The organism is Paenibacillus motobuensis (assembly GCF_039521865.1).
In the GTDB taxonomy this organism is placed as follows: Bacteria; Bacillota; Bacilli; order Paenibacillales; family Paenibacillaceae; genus Fontibacillus; species Fontibacillus motobuensis.
This window is the reverse complement of record NZ_BAAACX010000009.1, coordinates 174,562-195,635: the sequence shown is the minus strand read 5'-3', so window position 1 is coordinate 195,635 and position 21,074 is coordinate 174,562. Positions and strand designations below refer to the sequence as shown.

The following is a 21,074-nucleotide window of genomic DNA, read 5'->3' as shown; positions in this document are numbered from 1 at the left end:
GCCTATCCGAAGCCCCACCGCCCCTGTTGGGCCGACCACGGTGGCCGAGTTAGTCCGTGTGTGGGGGACGGCGCTTATTTCAATCAATTGCTCAGGGGACGCAAGATATGTCACTCCGATGAGACTATTTCGATGTAAGTTAAAGCCCCCACTGATCAACTTGACTCTAGTAATCGTGTATAGTAATATAGGGTAATATTTACTAAGGGAGAGATGTTGATGTCGGCGGTAGTTCTTAACTAACCAAATTCCATACTTGAAGTTTTCAACAGTCCTTGGGACCAATTGCTGATATAGCATGGTTTTTTTGTGATGGGCATTTTGAAGGCTTCGGAATTAGTTAAGAACAGCGGATAATAATCAAAGCCTTAGTGCTGCCTATTGTTATGCACCTACAATCCGTGCTGTCTTCAGCGCGGTTTTTTGTTTTTTTGTGGTGTTTATTTAGGCAGTATTCAAAAAGGGCAGGGATGACGTATGTTCATTCCTGCCCTTTTTGTATTCTCATAATGGCAAAATAACAATTTTTAGGAGGGTTTGTGTGAAGACATACATTGAACAAGCAAGTCGGAATACCCGGCTGCAGGAAGGGACGCAGGTGATCGAGCAGCTACTACTCGAATGCTACTTGAACCCGGGGATTTCAACGAAAGAGTTGGCACGTAAAACGCTGCTACCGACCCCCGTGGCTGCGGCAATTAAACGGGAATTGATTAAGGCGGGGGCGCTCGTGCAGGAACGCGGCGTCCGCTGTACAACGGACGGACTCGCATCGATTGAACGGGAGTTGGGATACCGCGGCTTGAATCATTCCCTTTATCACGAGCTGCTTGATGAGACAAAATGGATCGAGAGTCTTAAAGATACGCTGGATATATTGGAGGAACTTTTGTCGCTGCGGCCTTCCGTGGACGTTCAGATTGATCAGTCCAAATGCACGCCGGAAACGAGCCTGCGCCGGGCCATCCTTTGTTTGAAGCAGCATGTATTGATAGGAAAGAAGATTTTATGTGTCGGCGATGATGACCTGGTGAGTGTGTCTATTGGTCTGCTGCTGCAGCGTTTGTTTCCAGATGGCGGTCACACCGTTACGCATGTAGATGTTCTGGATATTGACGAAAGATTCTTAACGTACATTGATACGATTGCAAAGGAGCGGGGACTGCCGATTCGGTGCCACCGGCTGGATTTGAGGGAGCCGCTGCCAGAAAACCTGCACGGGCAGTACGATTGTTTCTTTACAGATCCGCCCTATACACTCCAGGGAATGGGGTTGTTCGTATCGCGCGGCATGCAGGCATTAAAGAGGGAGAGGGGGCTGCCGATTTTTCTGTCTTTTGCCCATAAATCGCCTGCGTTTATGCTTGCCATGCAACGGGAATTTGTCCGGATGGGGCTGACGGTCAGTGCTAATTTCCCACAATTCAACGCCTACGAAGGCGCGGAAATGATCGCCAACCGGAGCCAGATGTTCATTCTGCAAACAACAGATCAGTCAAAACCGGAATATCCGGAAGTATTTACGGACGCCTTGTATACAGGCGAGGTGAAACAAACGCTTCGTACTTACCGTTGCAAGCAGTGCTCAAGAGATGTGTATGTTGGAATTAACGGGGAATTTGCGACCATAGAGCAGCTTAAGAATGAAGGATGCACGGGCTGCGGTCATGATACATTTGAGATGGTGGCCAAAAAATGGGTATCTCCAGAAAGGAATGACAAGCGTGATCATACGGCAAATTGAAGCTCGCGATTTGATCGAGATAGCGAAATGGGAACGGGAGATTTCCAAGATCTCTTTTGGCGAGGAAGCCGTTACGGACTTGTCTTTTCACTTGCACAAGCTGGAGAAAGCCATGATTCGCGAACGATCTGGAATGCTGGTGTTGGACATCGACGGCTGCGCCGCGGGATGGATGTGGATGGGATTCAGAATGAATTCCGTTACACAGGAGACTTATATGCAGTTCAGGAGTTTTTACATTAGCGAGCCTTTTCGCGGTACTGCAGGCGTAGACAAGCTATTTGAAGCGGGGATATTATTCGCAAAGCAAAGAGGAGTCCAAAGAATCGTGGGACATGTCCATGTTCATAATCTGCCGATGCGAACCCTGTACAAAAAATATGGCTTTATGCCGACACATCTGACGATGGAATATAGCGAATGCGGTGTAGCAGGGGAGAAAGAACATGATTAAATGCTTGATATGGGATCTTGATGATACATTATGGCAGGGAACATTGTCTGAAAACGGGGAGGTTAAGTTGCGTCCGGGCATCAGGGAGGTTTTGCGTACGCTTGATCATCGTGGGATTTTGCAGAGTATCGCCAGTCGAAACGATCCTGATCAGGCCTCTCAAAAGCTGGCGGAGCTTGGGATCGATCACTTTTTCCTATATCCGCAATTCGGCTGGGGCTCAAAAACGGACAGCATTCGAAAAATCGCCCAAGAGATGAACATCAACACCGATGCGCTTGCTTTTATTGACGACAACCCATATGAACGGTATGAAGTGAGTACGTATCTGCCTGAGGTTAATGTGTACGAAGCCGATGACACAGCGGAACTGCCCGAACTTCCCGAATTTCAGTTTGTCATCTCGGAGGAATCCTCCAAACGCCGTCAACAAATGATGTCGCGATGGGTGCGGAACACATTTCGGAAGGAAAGTACATCTATCTCGGACAAATGAAGGACCGTTTTGGCGATCATGGGATTGTGGCGATGGCGATGGTGCATGTTCATGATTCGGCAGCAGAAATCGAGCTTTTTTGTATTTCCTGCCGTATGGAGGGGCGAGGTATCGGTACTGCTTTTTTGGGAGCTGTTTTATCCAGAATGCATCAAGATAGGCCACGGTTGACCGAAGCAGTGTGTCGTTATCGGTCACAGAAACGAAATTGGCCTGCTCTACTATTGCTGCAACTGTTAGGTTTTAGGCGCCGTATGCAGGGGGTGGAGGAATCGATTTATGTGCTGCCGTTTCCCTATACTTATTCAGGGCCGGAATGGATTCATTTGGAAATAGAAAAGGAGTGTCATTAAATGATTGAACAAGGGGGTCGCTGGGAATTGGAGCACAAGGTTTCTCAAATCGTGCAAACTCTATTAGGAAGCAAAGAGGTGTCCATGGAAACAATTCTGCTTGGGCAGCGAGGCATACTTGATTCGGTCACCGCTGTCGCGCTGATCGTTCAGTTGGAGCAGACGTTTGAAATCAGCATTGGTGATGAAGATCTAACGCTGGATAACTTGTCGAGTGTGGGGAATATTGTTTCTTTTCTGAAGAAAATAACATGATATATTCATAAAAAACTCATATAAAATTAAGGGAATTTTTATAGACTATGGTAAAAAAAGTAATGTATATTTATAACAACAGCCAGAATATCCCGATTACTCTACTATTGGGAGGTGTTCGGCCAACCGACGGCATTCAATTTGAAAACGAATTCGAAACGTAAAAGACCATCCGCCTGGTACAAAGAAAGTGCTTGTCGAGTTCACTCTATGAAAAAAGGAGCTTGAGATGGTATGAAAAGAAAAATCGTGTCTTTCGCTTTCCTGCTTGTCCTGCTGTTCAGTTTTGCTTCCACTAGTTTGGCGGCCTCGAGCGGACCGGGTACAGGCAATGATACTTGGGCGCCGGTCCAAGCCCATGGCAATATTTATATCGAAGGCAACTTCATAAACAACGGGCAGATTAGCCTCGGGGTTAATTTTAAACTTTACCGGGTTACCCCGACCGGAGATGTGCTGGTAGGGAGTAATTCGACGAATACCATTGCGGCAGGTCAATATGCACGTCTCAAGGTTGCTTTGGCTTCGAATCAACCCGACGGACAGTATAGACTTGTCTTAGACTCGCCGGGTGATTTCACTGTCGTTGCCTATCTGGGCTACAATTAAACATTAAAACCTCCACAGCCACTTTGCTCCTTACGGTGGCGATGGAGGTTTTTTGTTTTCAGCCAAAGCAGTTATTCCTTCGATCTGTTCCGGCATATAGGACTGTTTATTATTTATTCTTTGCGACTTCTTGATATAATGTCTCCAAATGCTGCTGGACACTTCGAAGTTCATCTTTTCCTTTTAAGGTAATATCGTATTGGGAACCTATACTAGTTATATAACCTTCACTCGTTAGATGATCCAGCTCTTGTTTAACTTGCTCTGGACTAAAATGATAGCCGTGGCTATTAATTTCGGGTTGGATCTCCTCAGGGGTAATGGCATTTTGATTCGCATGATACAACAGGTGAATTCGTGTAAATGGACTTTCGAAATCTGAATGCATGGTAAAGGGTCTCCTTTTCATAAATGGTATTCAATCGCAATTATTATTGTTTTCTGTCCTCGCATTATGTATTCTTCATAATAAAAGCCGGAAGGAGTACGGCTGGGAGCCTAAGTATCTGACTTGTGGACATCCGTTTGGGATAACGGATGTCCACTTTTTGTGATGTTGAAGATGAGGACCTTCAAATGCTATTTGCTAAACTAAATGCTTGTATGAATTCCAGACTTCTGGTCAAGCTAATGGAAAAATTACATAGGAGAATGGCAATGATTAAATACCGAGCTCAAGTTTTGGGCATACTGTTTATTTTATTTTTCATCCAAACATTCATGCCGATACATATCTATGCGAATCCATCGCTTCCGATCGTCAAAGATAACGGTCCTATTACGATTGAAGTATTCCCGGAACGACATCAGCTTGTCGTTTATTTAGACCAAATTCCTTATAAAAGCTTCCCGGTAGCGGTCGGCAATCCTTCCACGCCAACTCCCGTCGGAGAATATATTGTTACTTATAAAGGGAAAAATTGGGGCCCTTCATTCGGTTCCCGTTGGATTGGCTTGAATGTGCCTTGGGGGACATATGGAATCCACGGTACCAACAAGCCTTACTCCATTGGCCAACATGCCAGCCACGGCTGTATTCGAATGAGAAATCGGGATGTCGAGAAATTATACGAATTGATTCCTATCGGAACGAAAGTAACCATATTCGGCCATGTGCTTGGCGAAGCGAATCAAGAACCGAGATTGATAAGTGAAGGGGACGTCGGTGCTGACGTTCAGCTCGTACAAAACAGATTGCAAAACGCAGGATATTTTCACGGTCAATGTGATGGAAGGTTCAGATCTTCCACAACAATAGCGCTTAAAAAATTTCAACGTCAGAACGGTCTCATCCCGAATGGCGTCGTTACTCTGAAAGTGTACGAAAAGTTCGGTCTGTTAGAATGAAATTAGGCCGTACCCTTTTGAATAATAGGAAAGGAAGATTATATTTCTTGTTCCAAATAGAGAAAAGTATAAAATATGGTTACATTCGGAAAGTTGAAAAGCCTGATTTATCGGGCTTTTTTTTATTTTCATGTAGCTGTTTGGGTTCCTCATTCATCGAATAAATAGGTATTGATTCTCCTCTAACAGGAGGTTTTATACTTGGAATCAGGTCGGCAACCAGAAGAGAAATCTAAGGAGGATTATAGAATCATGAGATTAATTGAAATCGTGCTTGTCTTATTTAATGTATTGTTGATGGGGCGGTTAACCCTAGGACGTCCCAAATCACAGCATGAGTGGCAGATAGGCGGCGGCATTTCTGCTGTTTTGCTGCTTGTCCATGCATTCGTGGAAGGGTTGCGGTGGCCGATGATTCCGGTGTATCTGATCACACTATGGGCGATTACGGGAGGAGCAAGATTTTTCTTCCGATCTGCAGCAAGGCCATCAAACAAGCCGCGGCGGCGATGGAAGGCAGTACTCTTTGGGGGAGTTACAGTAGTTTATGCTGCCGTGGCCATTGTTCTGCCGCTCCTGTTCCCTGTATTTTCTTTCTCGGGACCCACAGGCCCCTACGCGATAGGAACAGCGACCTACCATTGGACTGATTCTGCACGGGAAGAAAAGTTTACTGAAGCGTCCGGTGATTCCCGCGAATTAATGGTTCAAATCTGGTATCCTGCAAATTCGGAGGCTACAGGGAAAGCGGCACCATATTTATCTGATCCTGCTGCGTATGTAGAAGGACTGCATGAATTATTGCAGCTGCCGGAGTTTTTATTCTCAGGGTTGAAACTGGTCAATACCCATGCTATTACGAATGCCAGGCTGGCGGATACAGAATCTAAATATCCTGTACTTTTGTTCTCGCATGGATTTATGGGCTACAAGAATCAGAACACGTTCCAAGTCGAGCAATTGGCAAGCCACGGCTATATTGTCGTAGGGATTGAACATGCCTATAGCAGCGTGGCTTCCGTATTCCCGGACCAGCATGTGGTGAAGTTTGATTCGGAAGGCAAGACGGGCTATGAACAAATGAAGTATTCTTTTATGGACGAGCGCAATCAAGTCTGGGTGGAAGATGCGAAGTTTGTGCTTGACCAAATCGAAGCATTGTCTGCGAATGACCCTGGCGGTCTGTTTACCGGCCGGATCGATCTTGAACATATGGGCATGTTCGGCCATTCCTTTGGGGGAGCCACGACGGTACAAATGCTACTGGACGATTCCAGAATAAAAGCGGGTATTGATATGGATGGTGTACTTTACGGTGAAAAGCGGATTCCTGCCTACGGCTTGAAGAAGCCTTTTCTGCTCATGAGTGCCGATGACACGTTAAAAGGGGTGGACCACACCGGCGATGCAGAGATTGCCGCGCTGGGGACGGACAGGGAAGAGATTGCAGCCTACTATGATGAGTTGTTTGCCCGGTATGAACCGGTAACCGCCGGAGGAAATTATTGGATGACTTTTAAGCACAGCAAACATATGAGTTTCTCGGACCTGTATCTGCTTACTCCCTTGTTTGGATGGATGGAAGGGGTGGACGTGCGCGGAACGCATGAGTTAATTAACGAGTACACGCTTGATTTTTTTGACCATTATCTAAAAGGGCAGCCCTTGCAATATTTGGACTGCAACCTTGGAGACCATCCAGAGTATACACTTCAACAAGGAGCGGAGTGAGAGTCCTCCTGCCTGAATTTCCATTGCAATCCTTGCATCAGCAAGGCGTTGCCTCTTACAACGACGTCCCATTTGGGATTGAGGAGCAAGCACAGTTTATTGAAGCGTTCCATCCGCTCGGTAGGAGCATGAAGCATGGATTGAGCATATTGGCGGAAAAAGGCGGCTTTATCACGGAACTGCTCCTGACTCGCATACAACATCACAAAATCCTCAACAATAGTCTGTACAACAGCGCTGTCTGCTGATAATCTTTGTTGCAGGGCCGCTTCCACCCGGACCCGGATGTTCTCCAGCGTTCTGATCCAGTCCGCAGCGGGAACGCGGGGGTGCCTGACCATATTGAAAAAGGGCAGTTCGTAACGGACAAGATCCTCCAGATACTGCGAGTCGTTCATAAGCGCTTGCAGTTCGTTCCAAGCTACGGTCTGACCAGCCGTTACTTTGACTTCATTGATAATATATTTATTGAACAAATATAAAAAGGTATTCTGCCATTCGGCCGGCAACTGACCAAGTGCTTGTATTTCTTCTATTTTGCTGGATATGAACCGGTTTCGCTTATCGGCATTCATGGACAATGAGTCGACCAACTCATTCATGTATTGCAGGGAAGTACCTGTTGAATCATGCTCTTTGGCTTGGCGCAGAATCGAAATCATATTAGTCAGAGTACTGACCTGGGTTTCCAGCGCTTCAATCTGCCAGTCGAGTGCTGTAGTGAGCTGAATCTCTCCGGCCATTACTTGGCGGATCTCGTCAATGCCGAAGTCCAGATAGCGCAGCGTTGTGATCAGCCGCAGACGGGAAATATCTTCAGAAGTATATAACCGGTGTCCCCCTTCGCTGTGGCTCGATGGTTTCAATAGAGTGATGTCGTCATAATAACGGACGGTTTTTACGGTCGTGCCCAGCATTTTCGCCACCTCGCCGATGGTTTTGGTATCTTTACGCAAGTGATCGCCCCTTTGCTTGGAATCATACGATGTTTGGAATTAATTGTACCGAAAGGAATGACGATTTTCAATTTGCGGAACGGATAAGTGCAGTCGTAATTTTTCTTTTGCATATTTTGTACAACAACTGCAAAGCAGCAGTTTATTTTTCTGCTAGACTTTATATGGAAGGAGGACCAATAGTGGATTGGCTTGATCGAATGAATGCAGCAATTGACTATATCGAGGACAACTTGACTGGTGAAATTGATTATAAGCAAGCTGCAAAAGCAGCTTGTTGCCCGGATTATCATTTCCAACGAATGTTTGCGTTTATTTCAGAGGTGACGCTTTCTGAATACATCAGAAGAAGAAGGCTGACACTTGCTGCTTTTGAGCTGCAGCAAAGCAACAAAAGTGTGATTGAAATTGCACAAATATATGGTTATAAATCTCATGCTTCATTTACACGGGCATTTCGTGAACTTCACGGGATTTCACCAACATCATCTCGTAAATCAGGTGTAAAACTGAAGGCTTATCCACGTATGTCTTTCCACATTTCGATTGCGGGGAGAACAGAAATGAACTACAGAATTGAAAAAAAACCTGGGTTTTCAACTGCAGGTTTCAAAAATTGCGTGAATAATGATCATGCGTTCAATTCCATACCTAAGATCTGGCAAGAAGCACGACAGAATGGTATTGGTGACAAATTACAGAGTTTAATGGGTGAAAACTCTGAAAAAGTACCTAAAGGCATACTGGGTATTTTATCAGGAGGTGACTGGGGCAAAAATGATACTTTCTTCTATCACTTGGCTGTTCCTTATGAAAAAGAAACTCCTGCGGATATGGAAAAGCTGACTTTCCCTAAAAGCCAATGGGTCATATTTGAAGCCCAAAATCCTGCTGACCTTATTAATGCTTGGAAGCGACTGTATACGGATTGGGTTCCTACATCAAATTATGTATTGGCAGACTTACCAGCAGTTGAATGCTATTATCCTCCAGGACACCATCCTCAAAATGAACTATGGGTTCCTATTATTTCGAAAGGAAGATGACAGTGGCTAAATTGAAAAAAATTGAATTTGTTGATTTTGGTCCGTACAAGATGGTTGGAAAAGAAATTAGAACCAAGATTGAAAACTTTAATCCTATCTTCCCATCAAAATATCCAACAATTCCATCGTTGTGGAAACAATGCTTTTCCGACGGCACGTTTGATATTCTTGAAAACATGACTGAATATTGTCCTGCCGAAACGCCGAATGGTTACGAGGGATACACAAGAGATTTCAACAAAGAGGATGAAACATTTACTTACGTTGCAGGCTTTTTAATGAAAGCTAATATACCTGTTCCTGATGGGTATGCAGCATATGACATACCAGCTTGCACCATTGCAAAAACATGGATTGAGGGCGAAGAGCATGATATTTACCCGAATGCACATCAACTGACAATGGAAGCCATTCATCAAAATGGATATGAAGTGGATTGGCAAAATTACTTCTCATGTGAAGTTTATACGGATCAAAGATTTGGAATCCCCCAAAAACATGGACAAAAAATACTGATACTTGATTTTTATATGCCGATTAAGCAAAAGTAAGAGTAGAGTTCAAATTACTAATTAGAGATAGCAATCATCTGAAAGCAATATTTTGGTTTTGGACTATGAAGATGGTATTCTCCTCTTTACATAATAATTTCTTGAAGGAATGTGATGTGGATATGAAAAAAGCTGTCGAGTAGACTTCCTAAAATAGTAGAAAACCCTATTTTGAACATTATTTAAACGATGTTAGATGCACCTACAGCATGACAGCAAATATTGACATTACCCGTCTACTGTCTGAACTAAAGAAAAAGAAGATTAAGCTATACCCAGCACTCATCCACATGATATCTACGGTAATAAACCATCACAGTCGGCTGCCTTAATATTTTCCTATTTAATTGCTAATTTTAAAGCTTGCTCCTCAGCTTCTTTATACCCTTTTTGTAATACTTCATCTCTGTCCAGAACAGCTAATCCTTGTACTCGAATGGTTTCAAAATCTTCGATTCCAATCAAATGAAACATGGACTTCAAAAATTTATGTGAGTACTCCACCTCGGTATAATAGTCATTATTGGTGTATATTGATCCACTGGCTTGAATGACAACCATACTTCTTCCATCATTGAGAAGACCGACGGATCTTCTACCATTGTCCGATGCAGTCTCTGTATATTTAAACGTTTCCCTTGAAATCATAATATTATCCATATAATCCTTTAGTTTTGAGGGGATATTAAAGTTATGCAATGGATAAACAATTACGTACTTATCAGCACTTTTGAATTGTTTTAGTATCTCATTCATGCGGTTTGTTATTTCTTTTTCTTGGCTTGTTAATTCTTTTCCTTCCGCTTGTTTCCTCCATGCGTTAAGTACATTTTTATCTAATAGGGGCACTTCGTCTTCGTACAGATTAATTCTTTCAATCACTTCGTCTTTTGAATTATTTTCTTTGTATACTTTTAGAAAGTAATTAAACACATTCAGACTAGCAGAGGTATTAGAATCAAAATCTGGGTGTGCATTGATGATAAGTAATTTACTCATGAGTATTTTCCTCCTTGAATGAAAAGTATCTATATTGGTTTTTCTAATTGTCGATTAATTTAATCGGCGATTAATGAGGTCCATAATATAATATGCCCCGTCGAATGTCAAGAATACAGTCATTTAATCTATGTAAATTTACAAAATGATATGGATGCTATACTATGTCTTTGTGTGCCTCTTAACATGAAAGCAGGTGATATGATATATGCAATACAGTGTAATGGTTGAATATGCTTTGCATAGCCTTGTTTATTTGATAGATATTCCACATGAAGAAACTATAGGAATAAAGGACCTTTCAGAATTTCAAGGGCTTTCGGAAACGTATCTCTCGAAAGTTTTCGGTAAATTGTCTAGGGCTGGTATTGTGAGTTCAACACCTGGAGTAAAGGGGGGGTATAAATTAGCTAGACTTCCCGAGGAAATTTCGTTTTGGGATGTAATTGAAGCAGTTGAAGGAAAGAAACCTGTTTTCCAATGTAAAAATATATTAAAAACGAATTTAATGTATAGAGATAATGAAGAATGTACGTCATGTACTCAAAGCAATCCAATATGTACAATTAACTTGGCAATGCTAGAAGCAGAAGAGCAAATGCGCGGGGCTTTACGTAATAAAACTCTTGCTTGGTTAAATCGGGAGCTGGATCATGTTTTGCCTGAGAAAGTACGAAGTGACAGTCGAAACTATTTTAGAAATAAAAAATCAAACTAAATCAAATTGGGCGCAATATTTGAGTTGAAGCGTCTTCGGGGCATGAGTTAGTAATGCGATCCTCACGTCCTTTTACTTTGTTAAAAAGAAGAGACTGCTCAGTTTGAGACTAGTGTTTGTCTGGAAGGTGGGGGAATCGAAGTAAATGGAAAAGGTACAGGTATGATTCACTGCGTAACGCAACAGCATCCAAAATAAAAAACACTTATTTGCACTAACCAGCAATATTCTTATGTAGTCAACACATATGAGTATCTGTCTTTAAGAGTACATTTTAGACAGGAGGAGCTTATAGTTGATGAGCGACTTGAATAAAGAAAAAATACCGAAGGAAGCGATCCAAGCATTAAAAGTTGTAGAGGAGTTGCTTGGCAGTGCAATAGTCGGGGTATATCTATTTGGTTCTCATCAAAGGACGCCTTCTGTAATCATTTCTTCCTCAAAGATATGGACTTGGCTGCATAAGCCATTTCTGGAGTTAGCATAATAGGGCTAACACATGATGGAGGAATCACCAATGAAACGGGCTAGCTTGGTACCTTTTTTTGGTGCTTCTTCGATGTGGAACTAAGTGGTCTCTTAACACTTGTGAAATACGTGAAATAACAATAATCCCCACCAGTAGCAACAACTGGTGGGGATTATTGTTCATCATGGACTTTATTTGGAGTGTTCCTCTTGTTTGAAATTTTACCTTAAACGATCTCTTCACGATTCAAATCATGAACTAACACAACATAAAATAAAAACAGTCTTGACAATATAGGATAGGGGGCTATACTATATCATCATCGACCGGTAATTTATGGGATCCAACACTCGTCAATGACGGCCGTCACGGGTGAATAAGGGTCTTGTCAAGGGAGTGTCGATGAATTCAATTGTAGGAGGTCCACTCATGTCAATACAGACCCAAAGTCTTTCCCAAGCTGATCCAAGACGATGGATGGCACTAGCGTTGTTATGCCTTGCGAATTTTATGGTGATTATGGATACATCGATTATCGGAGTTGCCTTACCTGCTATCAAAGAAGCTCTGGGGTATTCCCAGGAAAGCTTGCAATGGGTTTTTAATGCATACGTTATCTTTTTTGGAGGACTCTTGTTGCTTGGAGGAAAACTATCTGACTTGTTTGGACATAAACGCATGTTTATGTGGGGATTTTTAATTCTTACTCTGGCTTCATTGCTGGCGGGTCTTGCTTGGAATGAGAATGTTTTAAATATCGGGCGTGCTTTGCAAGGATTCGGGTCGGCTTTGATTGCTCCCTCGGCCTTAACGATTGTTATGACCCTGTTTAGTGGTAATCCGAAAGAATTAGGTAAAGCCATGGGATTTTGGGGTGCATCTGCTGCTGCAGGAGGTTCCGCTGGTGTATTTCTTGGCGGTGTCATTACGCAGTGGCTCAGCTGGGAATGGACATTTCTAATTAATGTTCCCGTCGGGATTCTCGCACTCATTTTATCGCCGGGACTGCTGCCAAAAGGGAAAAGAGGAAAAGGAAGCATCGATATCATCGGTTCCCTTTTTGTCACCGCAGCTTTGGTATTAATCGTGTACGGCATCGTTACGGCAGAACATAATGGATGGGGAGCCCCAACCACAGTATGGACCCTCATCTCAGGTGCAGCACTCTTCATCCTTTTCCTAATCATTCAGGCAGTCAAAAAAGAACCTTTGATCCCTTTAAAAATTTTCAAGGCTCCGAACCTGGCTGCTGGAAACATCGCTTTGATCATGTTGTCCGGTGGATGGATTCCGTTATGGTATTTCCTCAACCTCTACATGCAGCAAGTTCTCAAATTTTCAGCATTTACTGGCGGGGTTGCTTTGCTCCCGATGACTATATTAATTGCCATCTTCATGATCGTGGTGACTGGTAAATTAATCGCCAAATTCGGAGTGAAAGCAAATATCGTCATAGGGCTTACAGCTCTGGGTGCTTCCTTGATTTTATTCTCCAATAATACGCCAGTGGATGGAAGCTTCCTGGTAAACGTGCTTCCTGCGTCGCTTTTGGGTGCACTTGGTATGTCACTGGCCTATATACCATCCATGATGACTGCGATGTCCGGAGCAAAACCCGAGGAGGCCGGACTGGCGTCCGGTCTAGCTAATACGAGTTATCAGATTGGCTCCGCCATCAGTCTTGCCATCATGGTGACGATCGCAGCCACCACAACCGCTGTCCAAACGGGTGACAATCCTGCGGCAACCCTTAACGCCGGATTTCAATCTGCCTTCTTATGGTCTGGAATCGTTGCCTTTGCCGGAGCCCTGTTAACCCTATTGTTTGTACGATCCCCAAAACAAGCTGATACCACCATGTCAAATACGATGTAATTCAAACCGAACTCCTGCCTATTCCCAGGCTGGAGTTCTTCATTTTTGAGGAAGAACGGGAAAGGATAAGCTGTATATATAACTTGACAGCATAGGGGAGGGGGGGTATAAATTAGTATAAGAAAAACAAATAATTGAATCGCCACAGAATTATCGTGTATTTCAAGAATGGAGGGTGAATGGAATGAATGTTGAAGTTGAAACGAAAAAGGAATCGTTAACCCAAGAACCAGGATGCTGTTCCAGCGATGAAATGGGGCGGAAGAGCCATCATTCGGATAAAGAGAAAAGTAATATGATTTCTAGATTGAATCGTATTGAAGGACAGATTCGCGGCATTAAGGGCCTCATTGAAAAAGACACCTATTGTGATGACGTTCTGAATCAGATTGCTTCAGTCCAGTCCGCATTAAACGGGGTGGGTAAGCTATTGCTGGAACATCACATGAAAAGCTGCGTCATCGAGCGTATACAAGACGGCGATACAGAAGTACTGGATGAACTGTTAACCACGATGAATAAATTAATGAAATAGATGAGGTTGAAGCAGCACTTGGTGCTGCTCTTTTTTAGATCATCATTATAGGGTACTGGGGTACACAAAAAAATGGGAAACCCATTGACTTAATATAGGGTACGGGGGTATACTAAATACAAGAAGTTCAAGGGTGCGAATACCCCGAAAATGAAAAACTAAAACAACAAATTGAATTTGCCATTATCCAGTAGGAGTGATGAATCATGGAAGCACAGGCTAGAAATGAAAGTAAACAGACAACCTTGCAAATCACAGGCATGACTTGCGCAGCATGCGCAAATCGAATTGAAAAAGGCTTGAACAAACTGGAGGGTGTTTCTTCAGCCAACGTCAATTTTGCTTTGGAAAAAGCCAGCGTAACCTATGATCCAGGCAGAGTCGGTGTTGATCAATTAGAGGAAACGATCAAAAAGCTGGGATACGACACTGCCAAAGAGGTGGTTAACTTTAACCTGGAAGGTATGACTTGTGCAGCATGCGCAAATCGAATCGAAAAAGGCTTGAGTAAACTTCCAGGGGTTACACATGCATCCGTCAATTTTGCCATGGAAACAGCAAGAGTGGAATATTCACCTGGAGATATCTCGATCACTGAAATGCAGAACAAGGTAAAACAGCTTGGTTATAAAGCGGTGACGAAGCAAGAGACAAAAAAAGCCGGTGATCACCGCAAACAAGAAATTAAGCATCAAAAACGACTTTTGCTCCTCTCGGCGATCTTATCCTTCCCGCTCCTCTGGAGCATGGTTGCACATTTTTCGTTTACCTCTTGGATTTACATGCCGGATATTCTGATGAATCCATGGTTTCAGCTCATCTTAGCTACACCGGTTCAGTTTTATGTAGGCAAACAATTCTATGTCGGCGCTTATAAAGCGCTGCGAAATGGAAGCGCGAATATGGACGTGTTGGTATCATTAGGAACGTCAGCGGCTTATTCTTACAGCCTGTACCTGACGCTGAAATGGTTCGCTGCAGGTGGCAGTGTTCATCACGGTCCATCCTTGTATTATGAGACCAGTGCCATTCTGATCACGCTGGTCATCATGGGTAAATTGTTTGAATCACTCGCCAAAGGCCGTACCTCAGAAGCGATCAAATCCTTAATGGGACTTCAAGCCAAGACCGCGCTTGTTGTGCGCGATGGCCAAGAGATGACGATCTCGGTTGATGAAGTCATTACTGGTGACATTGTTCTCGTTCGTCCCGGTGATAAAGTCCCTGTAGATGGCCTAGTGCTCGAAGGAACCTCATCCGTTGACGAATCCATGTTAACAGGCGAGAGCTTGCCGGTGGAGAAGAAAGCTGGAGATACGGTGATCGGAGCGACCATTAATAAAAATGGCATGCTGCGCATCCAAGCTACGAAGGTCGGTAAGGAAACGGCTCTGGCGCAGATTATCAAGGTTGTAGAAGAGGCGCAAGGTTCTAAAGCCCCTATTCAGCGGGTGGCAGATATAATTTCGGGTATTTTCGTTCCGATTGTTGTAGGGATTGCAATTGTAGCTTTCCTGGTTTGGTTCTTCTTCGTAACACCAGGTGAGTTTGCAGAAGCTTTGGAAAAAGCGATAGCTATTCTTGTCATTGCCTGCCCGTGTGCTCTCGGCTTGGCAACCCCGACCTCCATTATGGCCGGTTCCGGGCGAGCAGCAGAGCTTGGGATACTGTTCAAGGGTGGAGAGCACTTGGAGCAGACCCATAAGATTAACGCGATCATCCTGGATAAAACCGGAACAGTCACCAAAGGTAAACCTGAACTGACCGATGTAATCACCGAAGGTGATGAAGAAGAGTTTCTGAGACTTGTCGGCGCTGCCGAAAGAAACTCGGAGCATCCTTTGGCCGAAGCGATTGTGGCAGGAATCCAGGAACGCCAAATCACGCTTCCTGGAACTGAAGTCTTTGAAGCGATTCCTGGCTACGGAATTAAAGCTGTAGTTGAAGGTAAAGAATTGCTGATCGGCACACGTCGTTTAATGGAAAAGTATGAAGTCAAAGCAACGCAAGCTTATGAAACGATGTCCCGGCTCGAGGAAACCGGGAAAACCGCAATGCTTGTTGCCATCGAAAACCGGTATGCGGGTATGGTCGCGGTGGCCGACACCATTAAAGAAACCTCGAAAGAAGCTGTCAGTCGATTAAAAGAAATGGGAATTCAGGTCATTATGATTACCGGGGATAATGAGCGCACCGCTAAAGCGATCGCGGCTCAGGTTGGAATAGATCATGTACGCGCTGAAGTCCTTCCTGAAGGAAAAGCAGAAGAAGTTAAAGCACTTCAAGCACAAGGAAAAACCGTTGCGATGGTTGGGGATGGCATCAATGATGCGCCGGCTCTGGCCACAGCAGATATCGGGATGGCCATTGGAACGGGGACCGATGTTGCCATGGAAGCTGCCGACGTGACCCTCATGCGTGGTGACTTGACGAGCATTCCAGACGCGATCTATATGAGCCGCAAAACGATGAGGAACATCCGGCAAAATCTGTTTTGGGCTCTTGGGTATAACACGCTTGGTATTCCAATAGCAGCCATCGGATTGTTGGCACCGTGGGTCGCAGGAGCGGCAATGGCTCTTAGCTCCGTCTCTGTCGTACTGAATGCACTTCGACTTCAACGGGTCAAAATAAAAGCTAAAAAATAGCTTTTTTAAATGAAAACAATCAATCGATTGAAAGGAGGTGATCTCATGCAAGAAGCAAGCATTCAAGTGCAAGGTATGACTTGCCGTTCATGCATTCAAAAAATTGAAGGTGCTCTTGATCCTATGGTTGTTGAGGGTAAGGTTCATTTTGACCAAGGCACTGTACAAGTAACATATGATGAATCTAAAACAAAGCTGGCGGATATTAAGGACGTGATCCGAGGCAAAGGTTATACAGTGATTGACTAAAATAAGGGGATGAGGATATGACGGCAGTAAAAATCTATACCATTCCAACATGTAGTGATTGCACCTTTGCCAAGCGTTACTTCAAGGAACACAATATATCTTATGAAGATTACAATTGTGATGAAAACCCCGATTATGCTGTCGAAGTAAAAAAATTAACAGGGAAACAAATCGTCCCGACCATTGTCATTGGTGATCAGGTGTTTGTCGGCTTCGCAGAGAATCTTAAGGAAATCAGTGACTTATTGAAAATTCAATAAGTCAAAAGTAAAAATGCGTTAAAAATGGAATAGGCACTAACCTGCTCGTAAATGTTTTTCCAGGCTCTACCGCGTCTTAGGACACACCTGGAATGCCATCCATATATAAATCATAACTTGAAAATTATACTATAGGGGGGTATACTAAGATTACAACAAAAATAAAGGAGTGTTGATCCGTGAAAACAATTACTTTAAATGTCAGCGGAATGAGCTGCCAGCATTGTGTAAATTCGATTGAAGGGGCTTTGAAACAAGTTGGAGCCGAAGGAAAAGTGGATCTAGCTACCAATTCGGTTGATGTTAAATTCGACGAGAATAAACTTACCTTAGACGCCATAAAGGAAGCGATTGAGGATCAAGGTTACGACGTTGCTTAAAACATAGGCTGAGCGTTAAAACCACAAGTCTGTGAGTCCCTGTCTAAATGAGATGAAGATACCAAGAGAATTCTTGGTATCTTCGTCTTTGCCATGATGACTTCATGTTGTGGTTTACAACTGAAAAATATACGATTCTGGGAGGGGGGTGAAAAAGGTGACTAATGACAAAGTTGTGATTGCTGTGTCCCCACCGGTTCAAGTCGGAGGAAGCTTATTTACTGCTAAGCAGCTCCTCGTTATCAGTAAGCTTATGGGTCCAGATCAACAGATTGAAATGACACCATTCCGACAGCTGTACATTGAAGTTTCTGTTGATTCGCAAGATACGGTGATCCAAGATTTGCGTAACGTTGGCCTCGAAGTCAATCCCTCGGGTTTTGCAACCAAAAGCCTGATTGCCTGCAATTTCTGCAGGGGGCCAGAGGATGCGGGACTGGGCATTGCACAGAAGTTGAACCTTGCCATCGCAGGCATTTTAACACCGACCCCGCTTAAGGTTGGGTATGCCGGTTGCGCTCTTGGAACAAGTGAACCGCTATTAAGAGATATCGGGGTCGTCAAAATGAAAGACAAGTTTGATATTTATGTGGGCGGAGATTCCAAAGGCATAAAGGCATCTTTAGCTCAGCTTTTTTTAACAGGTCTAACCGAAGAACAAGTGATTCCGACGGTGCTGAAAATCATTGATTATTACAAGGCTCACGCCAAAGGCAAAGAAAAATTCAGTAAGTTCGTCAATCGGATTTCCATGGAACAATTAAAACAAATCACTGCGTAAAATATATTCTAAACGACGGGTGTAATTCTGGCGATTTCTGAATACGGAATCAGGTCATTTCTTTAAAAGGGAAATGGCCTGTTTGATTAGAGTGGAAATAAATCAAATCATGGTAGCTGAAAATTTACAGGAAAGCCGATTAGATTATAGCTTTGAAATACAAAGCCAATAGAACGGTTACGGTAAGTATCCCAGTCACTGTTCTTGAACTCTTTTGTGGACAAGCCATTTATTACCAAATCGCCACGATTGATGCAATTGATATTCAGTTTACTTTTTGAAGGTAAAATTTAAATTGGCAATAATAAGGGGTAAATGGAGGCATTGAATATGCTGAAAATATTAGTCGTAGAAGATGATACTAACACTAGAAAGTTAATGTGCGCCGTTTTAAAACAGAACGGTTTTGAAACATACTGGGCGGAGGACGGCATCATCGCACTTCATTTAATGGAACAGCAGCGCTTTGATTTAGTAGTACTTGATTTAATGATGCCGAATATGGACGGTTATGAGTTAACACGGCAACTCCGGCTTTCATGGGAGAATCTGCCCATCTTGATGGTTACAGCTAAGCAGGAACCAAAGGACAAAAGGAAGGGTTTTCTTGTTGGTACGGATGATTATATGACAAAACCTGTAGATGAGCAGGAGATGATACTTCGTATTAAGGCACTTCTTCGCAGAGCAAAGATTGCTAGTGAACACAAGTTAACAGTCGACAAGGTCGTACTTGATTATGATGCGCTGACCGTATCCCGTGAAGATGAGGTTATTACACTGCCACAAAAAGAGTTTTATCTATTATTTAAGCTGCTTTCTTATCCGAATATGATTTTTACCCGTCTGCAACTTATGGATGAGATTTGGGGAATGGAATCTGAAACCGATGACCACACACTTAATGTTCATATAAACCGCTTGAGGGACAGATTTCGGGATTGGTCAGAGTTTGAGATTGTTACAGTTCGGGGTCTTGGCTATAAGGCGGTGAAAAAAACTTGAAAGAATTTTTTAAGAAGCGCTTGAGTCTTGCTATAACATTGGTGATGTTTGTGTTCGGTGTTATGGTGTCAACATTTCTGCTGATCGGAGGGAGTGTTGTCCTATTGCAGCATATTGGAGTTATTTCTCTTTCGGATCATTTTGCACCAGAATCGAGAGGGAGCACTGGAAATCACATTATCCCGTTATTTATACTCTTTGGTCTCTGCATTTTGCTTGGAACTGCACTTACGGCCTTTCTCAGCAAAAAAGCGCTGAATCCTATCCGCAAGGTAATTGATGCCACACATAAGGTGGCTGGAGGTGATTTTAGCGTTAAGGTAGATCTAAAAGGCATTGGAGAATTAGAAGAATTGTCTCAGAGCTTTAATAAAATGACCCAAGAACTTTCGAGCATTGAAACACTGAGGAGCGATTTTGTCAACAACTTCTCCCATGAATTTAAAACTCCTATCGTATCTTTACGTGGCTTTGCAAAACTGCTCAAAGAAAATAATCTTTCAGACGAAGAACGAAGGGAGTATCTTGACATTATCATAACGGAATCAGAGCGTTTAGCTGCACTGTCCACCAATGTTCTTACTCTGTCAAAATACGAGAACCTTGGAATTGTTGTAGATAAAACCCCGTTCAGGCTGGATGAACAAATTAGAAAGTCAATCGTTTTAATGGAGCCCAAATGGTCTTCAAAAGAGATTACCGTAAATGTGGACTTAGATAAGGTGATTTATAGCGGAAATGAAGATTTGACACAGCAGATATGGCTTAATCTTTTAGATAACGCCATTAAATTTACTAATCAAGGTGGCTATATTGATATTACCCTTGCCAATGAAAATGACAAGATTCGGTTTGTTATTCGGGATGATGGATCTGGCATGGACGATCAGACTAAAGCTCATATTTTCGATAAATTTTATCAAGGTGATACTTCTCATTCCAAAATAGGCTACGGGCTTGGACTTCCACTTGTAAAACGCATAGTGGAACTTTGTGGTGGTGGCGTTAGCGTTCAAAGTGAATCCGGTAAAGGCAGCATATTTACCGTTGTATTTCCGTTATAAACGCTTGCCTTATACATCCTCTTGACACAATGCCTAACACCCATATATTATTAACAGTGTTAGCATTTGGCGCAGAAAGATGGTGAGATGATGAATTACATGGAGCTAGCTGAAAAGTACCTTCAAAGTATGTTTTTGTTTCACAAGTCAAGACCGCAGAAAAGAATTACCGAATCTATGCAGGGTGAGTTATTTGTCCTTCAATCCGTCTACCAACATAAAGGTGAAATAGTACCTAGTGAAATTAGCAAAATAATGGGCATTAGTTCCGCAAGGATAGCCGCTACCCTAAACAGTTTAGAGAAAAAAGGGTTAATCACCCGTCAGATTGACTTGAATGACCGCAGAAGGATTATAATAGGGCTTACTCAGGCTGGAAAAGATATGGCTGAAAAACACCATCAATTTCTTATGGAGGACACAGCCACTTTGCTCAGTCTTTTAGGTGAAGATGACGCAGTAGAATTTGTCCGTATTACAAGTAAATTTGCGGAATTATCTAAGGATACAGATTGGAAATAAACAACGGTTACCCCGAACGTAACCGTT

Annotated in this window: 24 protein-coding genes and 3 pseudogenes; 23 read left to right on the top strand and 4 right to left on the bottom strand. The window is 43.1% G+C overall.

The window, feature by feature from the left end:
* Positions 1–541: 541 nt before the first annotated feature.
* The 6 genes from ABD014_RS11590 (at position 542) to ABD014_RS11565 (ending at position 3,911) form a co-directional block, all read left to right on the top strand.
* Positions 542–1,744, top strand: coding sequence for a bis-aminopropyl spermidine synthase family protein (locus ABD014_RS11590; protein WP_343861107.1), 1,203 nt, complete (start codon positions 542–544; stop codon positions 1,742–1,744).
* Positions 1,725–2,198 (top strand): GNAT family N-acetyltransferase, encoded by a 474-nt coding sequence (locus ABD014_RS11585; protein ID WP_343861105.1) that lies wholly within the window; start codon positions 1,725–1,727, stop codon positions 2,196–2,198. The genes ABD014_RS11590 and ABD014_RS11585 overlap by 20 nt, the downstream gene beginning before the upstream one ends.
* A complete protein-coding gene (locus tag ABD014_RS11580) occupies positions 2,191–2,694 on the top strand; it encodes an HAD-IIIC family phosphatase (protein WP_343861104.1) in 504 nt (167 codons plus the stop codon). Before ABD014_RS11585 ends, ABD014_RS11580 begins: the two co-directional genes overlap by 8 nt.
* Positions 2,643–3,047, top strand: coding sequence for a hypothetical protein (locus ABD014_RS11575; protein ID WP_343862142.1), 405 nt, complete (start codon positions 2,643–2,645; stop codon positions 3,045–3,047). The genes ABD014_RS11580 and ABD014_RS11575 overlap by 52 nt, the downstream gene beginning before the upstream one ends.
* Complete coding sequence (locus ABD014_RS11570) at positions 3,048–3,302, top strand: acyl carrier protein (protein ID WP_343861103.1); 255 nt, start codon at positions 3,048–3,050, stop codon at positions 3,300–3,302.
* A gap of 234 nt (positions 3,303–3,536) precedes the next feature.
* A complete protein-coding gene (locus ABD014_RS11565; protein WP_251410470.1) occupies positions 3,537–3,911 on the top strand; it encodes a hypothetical protein in 375 nt (124 codons plus the stop codon).
* 109 nt (positions 3,912–4,020) lie between these two features.
* Here ABD014_RS11565 and ABD014_RS11560 read toward each other — a convergent pair whose 3' ends face one another.
* Positions 4,021–4,299 carry a hypothetical protein gene (locus tag ABD014_RS11560; protein WP_343861099.1) on the bottom strand — a complete coding sequence of 93 codons (279 nt, stop codon included), beginning with the start codon at positions 4,297–4,299 and terminating at the stop codon, positions 4,021–4,023.
* A gap of 332 nt (positions 4,300–4,631) precedes the next feature.
* Here ABD014_RS11560 and ABD014_RS11555 point away from each other — a divergent pair, with 332 nt between their 5' ends.
* Both ABD014_RS11555 and ABD014_RS11550 read left to right on the top strand, forming a co-directional pair.
* The gene (locus tag ABD014_RS11555) at positions 4,632–5,258 is read left to right on the top strand and encodes a L,D-transpeptidase family protein (protein ID WP_343862082.1); all 627 of its coding nucleotides are present in this window, start codon (positions 4,632–4,634) and stop codon (positions 5,256–5,258) included.
* Between the two features lie 252 nt (positions 5,259–5,510).
* Complete coding sequence (locus ABD014_RS11550) at positions 5,511–6,989, top strand: alpha/beta hydrolase (RefSeq protein WP_343861097.1); 1,479 nt, start codon at positions 5,511–5,513, stop codon at positions 6,987–6,989.
* Here ABD014_RS11550 and ABD014_RS11545 read toward each other — a convergent pair.
* Entirely contained in the window at positions 6,971–7,945 is a 975-nt protein-coding gene (locus ABD014_RS11545; RefSeq protein WP_343861095.1) for a MerR family transcriptional regulator, read from the bottom strand. The two genes, ABD014_RS11550 and ABD014_RS11545, sit on opposite strands and share 19 nt — an antisense overlap.
* Before the next feature lie 182 nt (positions 7,946–8,127).
* On the opposite strand from ABD014_RS11545, the gene ABD014_RS11540 reads away from it, so the two are divergent.
* The 3 genes and pseudogenes from ABD014_RS11540 to ABD014_RS11530 form a co-directional block, all read left to right on the top strand.
* On the top strand, positions 8,128–8,991 hold the full coding sequence (locus ABD014_RS11540) for an AraC family transcriptional regulator (RefSeq protein WP_343861093.1): 864 nt from the start codon (positions 8,128–8,130) through the stop codon (positions 8,989–8,991).
* Between the two features lie 2 nt (positions 8,992–8,993).
* A complete protein-coding gene (locus ABD014_RS11535) occupies positions 8,994–9,542 on the top strand; it encodes a GyrI-like domain-containing protein (RefSeq protein ID WP_343861090.1) in 549 nt (182 codons plus the stop codon).
* A gap of 167 nt (positions 9,543–9,709) precedes the next feature.
* Positions 9,710–9,874, top strand: a pseudogene (locus ABD014_RS11530) (CatA-like O-acetyltransferase); the annotation flags it as partial.
* Positions 9,875–9,881: 7 nt separating this feature from the next.
* On the opposite strand, the gene ABD014_RS11525 reads toward ABD014_RS11530, so the two are convergent.
* A complete protein-coding gene (locus ABD014_RS11525) occupies positions 9,882–10,541 on the bottom strand; it encodes an FMN-dependent NADH-azoreductase (protein WP_343861088.1) in 660 nt (219 codons plus the stop codon).
* A gap of 208 nt (positions 10,542–10,749) precedes the next feature.
* Here ABD014_RS11525 and ABD014_RS11520 point away from each other — a divergent pair, with 208 nt between their 5' ends.
* From ABD014_RS11520 to ABD014_RS11480, 9 genes and pseudogenes are all read left to right on the top strand, one after another.
* Positions 10,750–11,259: an Rrf2 family transcriptional regulator gene (locus tag ABD014_RS11520; RefSeq protein WP_343861086.1), complete on the top strand. Its 510-nt coding sequence runs from the start codon at positions 10,750–10,752 to the stop codon at positions 11,257–11,259.
* A 298-nt stretch (positions 11,260–11,557) separates the two neighbouring features.
* Positions 11,558–11,665 (top strand): annotated as a pseudogene (locus ABD014_RS11515) (aminoglycoside nucleotidyltransferase ANT(9)); the annotation flags it as partial.
* A gap of 492 nt (positions 11,666–12,157) precedes the next feature.
* On the top strand, positions 12,158–13,603 hold the full coding sequence (locus tag ABD014_RS11510) for an MFS transporter (RefSeq protein ID WP_343861084.1): 1,446 nt from the start codon (positions 12,158–12,160) through the stop codon (positions 13,601–13,603).
* A 253-nt stretch (positions 13,604–13,856) separates the two neighbouring features.
* Entirely contained in the window at positions 13,857–14,138 is a 282-nt protein-coding gene (locus ABD014_RS11505; protein WP_343862080.1) for a metal-sensitive transcriptional regulator, read from the top strand.
* A gap of 206 nt (positions 14,139–14,344) precedes the next feature.
* Positions 14,345–16,786 carry a heavy metal translocating P-type ATPase gene (locus tag ABD014_RS11500; RefSeq protein WP_343861083.1) on the top strand — a complete coding sequence of 814 codons (2,442 nt, stop codon included), beginning with the start codon at positions 14,345–14,347 and terminating at the stop codon, positions 16,784–16,786.
* 45 nt (positions 16,787–16,831) lie between these two features.
* A complete protein-coding gene (locus tag ABD014_RS11495) occupies positions 16,832–17,035 on the top strand; it encodes a cation transporter (protein WP_343861082.1) in 204 nt (67 codons plus the stop codon).
* Between the two features lie 17 nt (positions 17,036–17,052).
* Entirely contained in the window at positions 17,053–17,295 is a 243-nt protein-coding gene (locus ABD014_RS11490) for a glutaredoxin family protein (RefSeq protein ID WP_343861081.1), read from the top strand.
* 179 nt (positions 17,296–17,474) lie between these two features.
* The gene (locus ABD014_RS11485) at positions 17,475–17,675 is read left to right on the top strand and encodes a copper ion binding protein (RefSeq protein ID WP_343861079.1); all 201 of its coding nucleotides are present in this window, start codon (positions 17,475–17,477) and stop codon (positions 17,673–17,675) included.
* A gap of 157 nt (positions 17,676–17,832) precedes the next feature.
* Positions 17,833–18,456, top strand: coding sequence for a nitrite reductase (locus tag ABD014_RS11480; protein ID WP_343861077.1), 624 nt, complete (start codon positions 17,833–17,835; stop codon positions 18,454–18,456).
* A gap of 137 nt (positions 18,457–18,593) precedes the next feature.
* On the opposite strand, the pseudogene ABD014_RS24915 reads toward ABD014_RS11480, so the two are convergent.
* Positions 18,594–18,683 (bottom strand): annotated as a pseudogene (locus ABD014_RS24915) (ABC transporter ATP-binding protein); the annotation flags it as partial.
* A 103-nt stretch (positions 18,684–18,786) separates the two neighbouring features.
* Between ABD014_RS24915 and ABD014_RS11475 the strand changes: the two are divergent.
* The 3 genes from ABD014_RS11475 to ABD014_RS11465 all read left to right on the top strand — a co-directional run bounded on the left by ABD014_RS11475 (position 18,787) and on the right by ABD014_RS11465 (position 21,047).
* Positions 18,787–19,461, top strand: coding sequence for a response regulator transcription factor (locus ABD014_RS11475; protein ID WP_343861075.1), 675 nt, complete (start codon positions 18,787–18,789; stop codon positions 19,459–19,461).
* A complete protein-coding gene (locus ABD014_RS11470) occupies positions 19,458–20,525 on the top strand; it encodes a HAMP domain-containing sensor histidine kinase (protein ID WP_343861073.1) in 1,068 nt (355 codons plus the stop codon). Before ABD014_RS11475 ends, ABD014_RS11470 begins: the two co-directional genes overlap by 4 nt.
* 66 nt (positions 20,526–20,591) lie before the next feature.
* Complete coding sequence (locus ABD014_RS11465) at positions 20,592–21,047, top strand: MarR family winged helix-turn-helix transcriptional regulator (protein WP_343861072.1); 456 nt, start codon at positions 20,592–20,594, stop codon at positions 21,045–21,047.
* The last annotated feature ends 27 nt before the right edge of the window (positions 21,048–21,074 follow it).

Bases quoted from the DNA above. Each gene is read 5' to 3' on its own strand.
- ABD014_RS11580 (WP_343861104.1), top strand. From the start codon at position 2,191: ATGATTAAATGCTTGATATGGGATCTTGATGATACATTATGGCAGGGA.
- ABD014_RS11575 (WP_343862142.1), top strand. From the start codon at position 2,643: ATGGGTGCGGAACACATTTCGGAAGGAAAGTACATCTATCTCGGACAA.
- ABD014_RS11570 (WP_343861103.1), top strand. From the start codon at position 3,048: ATGATTGAACAAGGGGGTCGCTGGGAATTGGAGCACAAGGTTTCTCAA.
- ABD014_RS11565 (WP_251410470.1), top strand. From the start codon at position 3,537: ATGAAAAGAAAAATCGTGTCTTTCGCTTTCCTGCTTGTCCTGCTGTTC.
- ABD014_RS11560 (WP_343861099.1), bottom strand. From the start codon at position 4,299: ATGCATTCAGATTTCGAAAGTCCATTTACACGAATTCACCTGTTGTAT.
- ABD014_RS11555 (WP_343862082.1), top strand. From the start codon at position 4,632: ATGCCGATACATATCTATGCGAATCCATCGCTTCCGATCGTCAAAGAT.
- ABD014_RS11550 (WP_343861097.1), top strand. From the start codon at position 5,511: ATGAGATTAATTGAAATCGTGCTTGTCTTATTTAATGTATTGTTGATG.
- ABD014_RS11525 (WP_343861088.1), bottom strand. From the start codon at position 10,541: ATGAGTAAATTACTTATCATCAATGCACACCCAGATTTTGATTCTAAT.
- ABD014_RS11520 (WP_343861086.1), top strand. From the start codon at position 10,750: ATGCAATACAGTGTAATGGTTGAATATGCTTTGCATAGCCTTGTTTAT.
- ABD014_RS11510 (WP_343861084.1), top strand. From the start codon at position 12,158: ATGTCAATACAGACCCAAAGTCTTTCCCAAGCTGATCCAAGACGATGG.
- ABD014_RS11505 (WP_343862080.1), top strand. From the start codon at position 13,857: ATGGGGCGGAAGAGCCATCATTCGGATAAAGAGAAAAGTAATATGATT.
- ABD014_RS11500 (WP_343861083.1), top strand. From the start codon at position 14,345: ATGGAAGCACAGGCTAGAAATGAAAGTAAACAGACAACCTTGCAAATC.
- ABD014_RS11495 (WP_343861082.1), top strand. From the start codon at position 16,832: ATGCAAGAAGCAAGCATTCAAGTGCAAGGTATGACTTGCCGTTCATGC.
- ABD014_RS11490 (WP_343861081.1), top strand. From the start codon at position 17,053: ATGACGGCAGTAAAAATCTATACCATTCCAACATGTAGTGATTGCACC.
- ABD014_RS11475 (WP_343861075.1), top strand. From the start codon at position 18,787: ATGCTGAAAATATTAGTCGTAGAAGATGATACTAACACTAGAAAGTTA.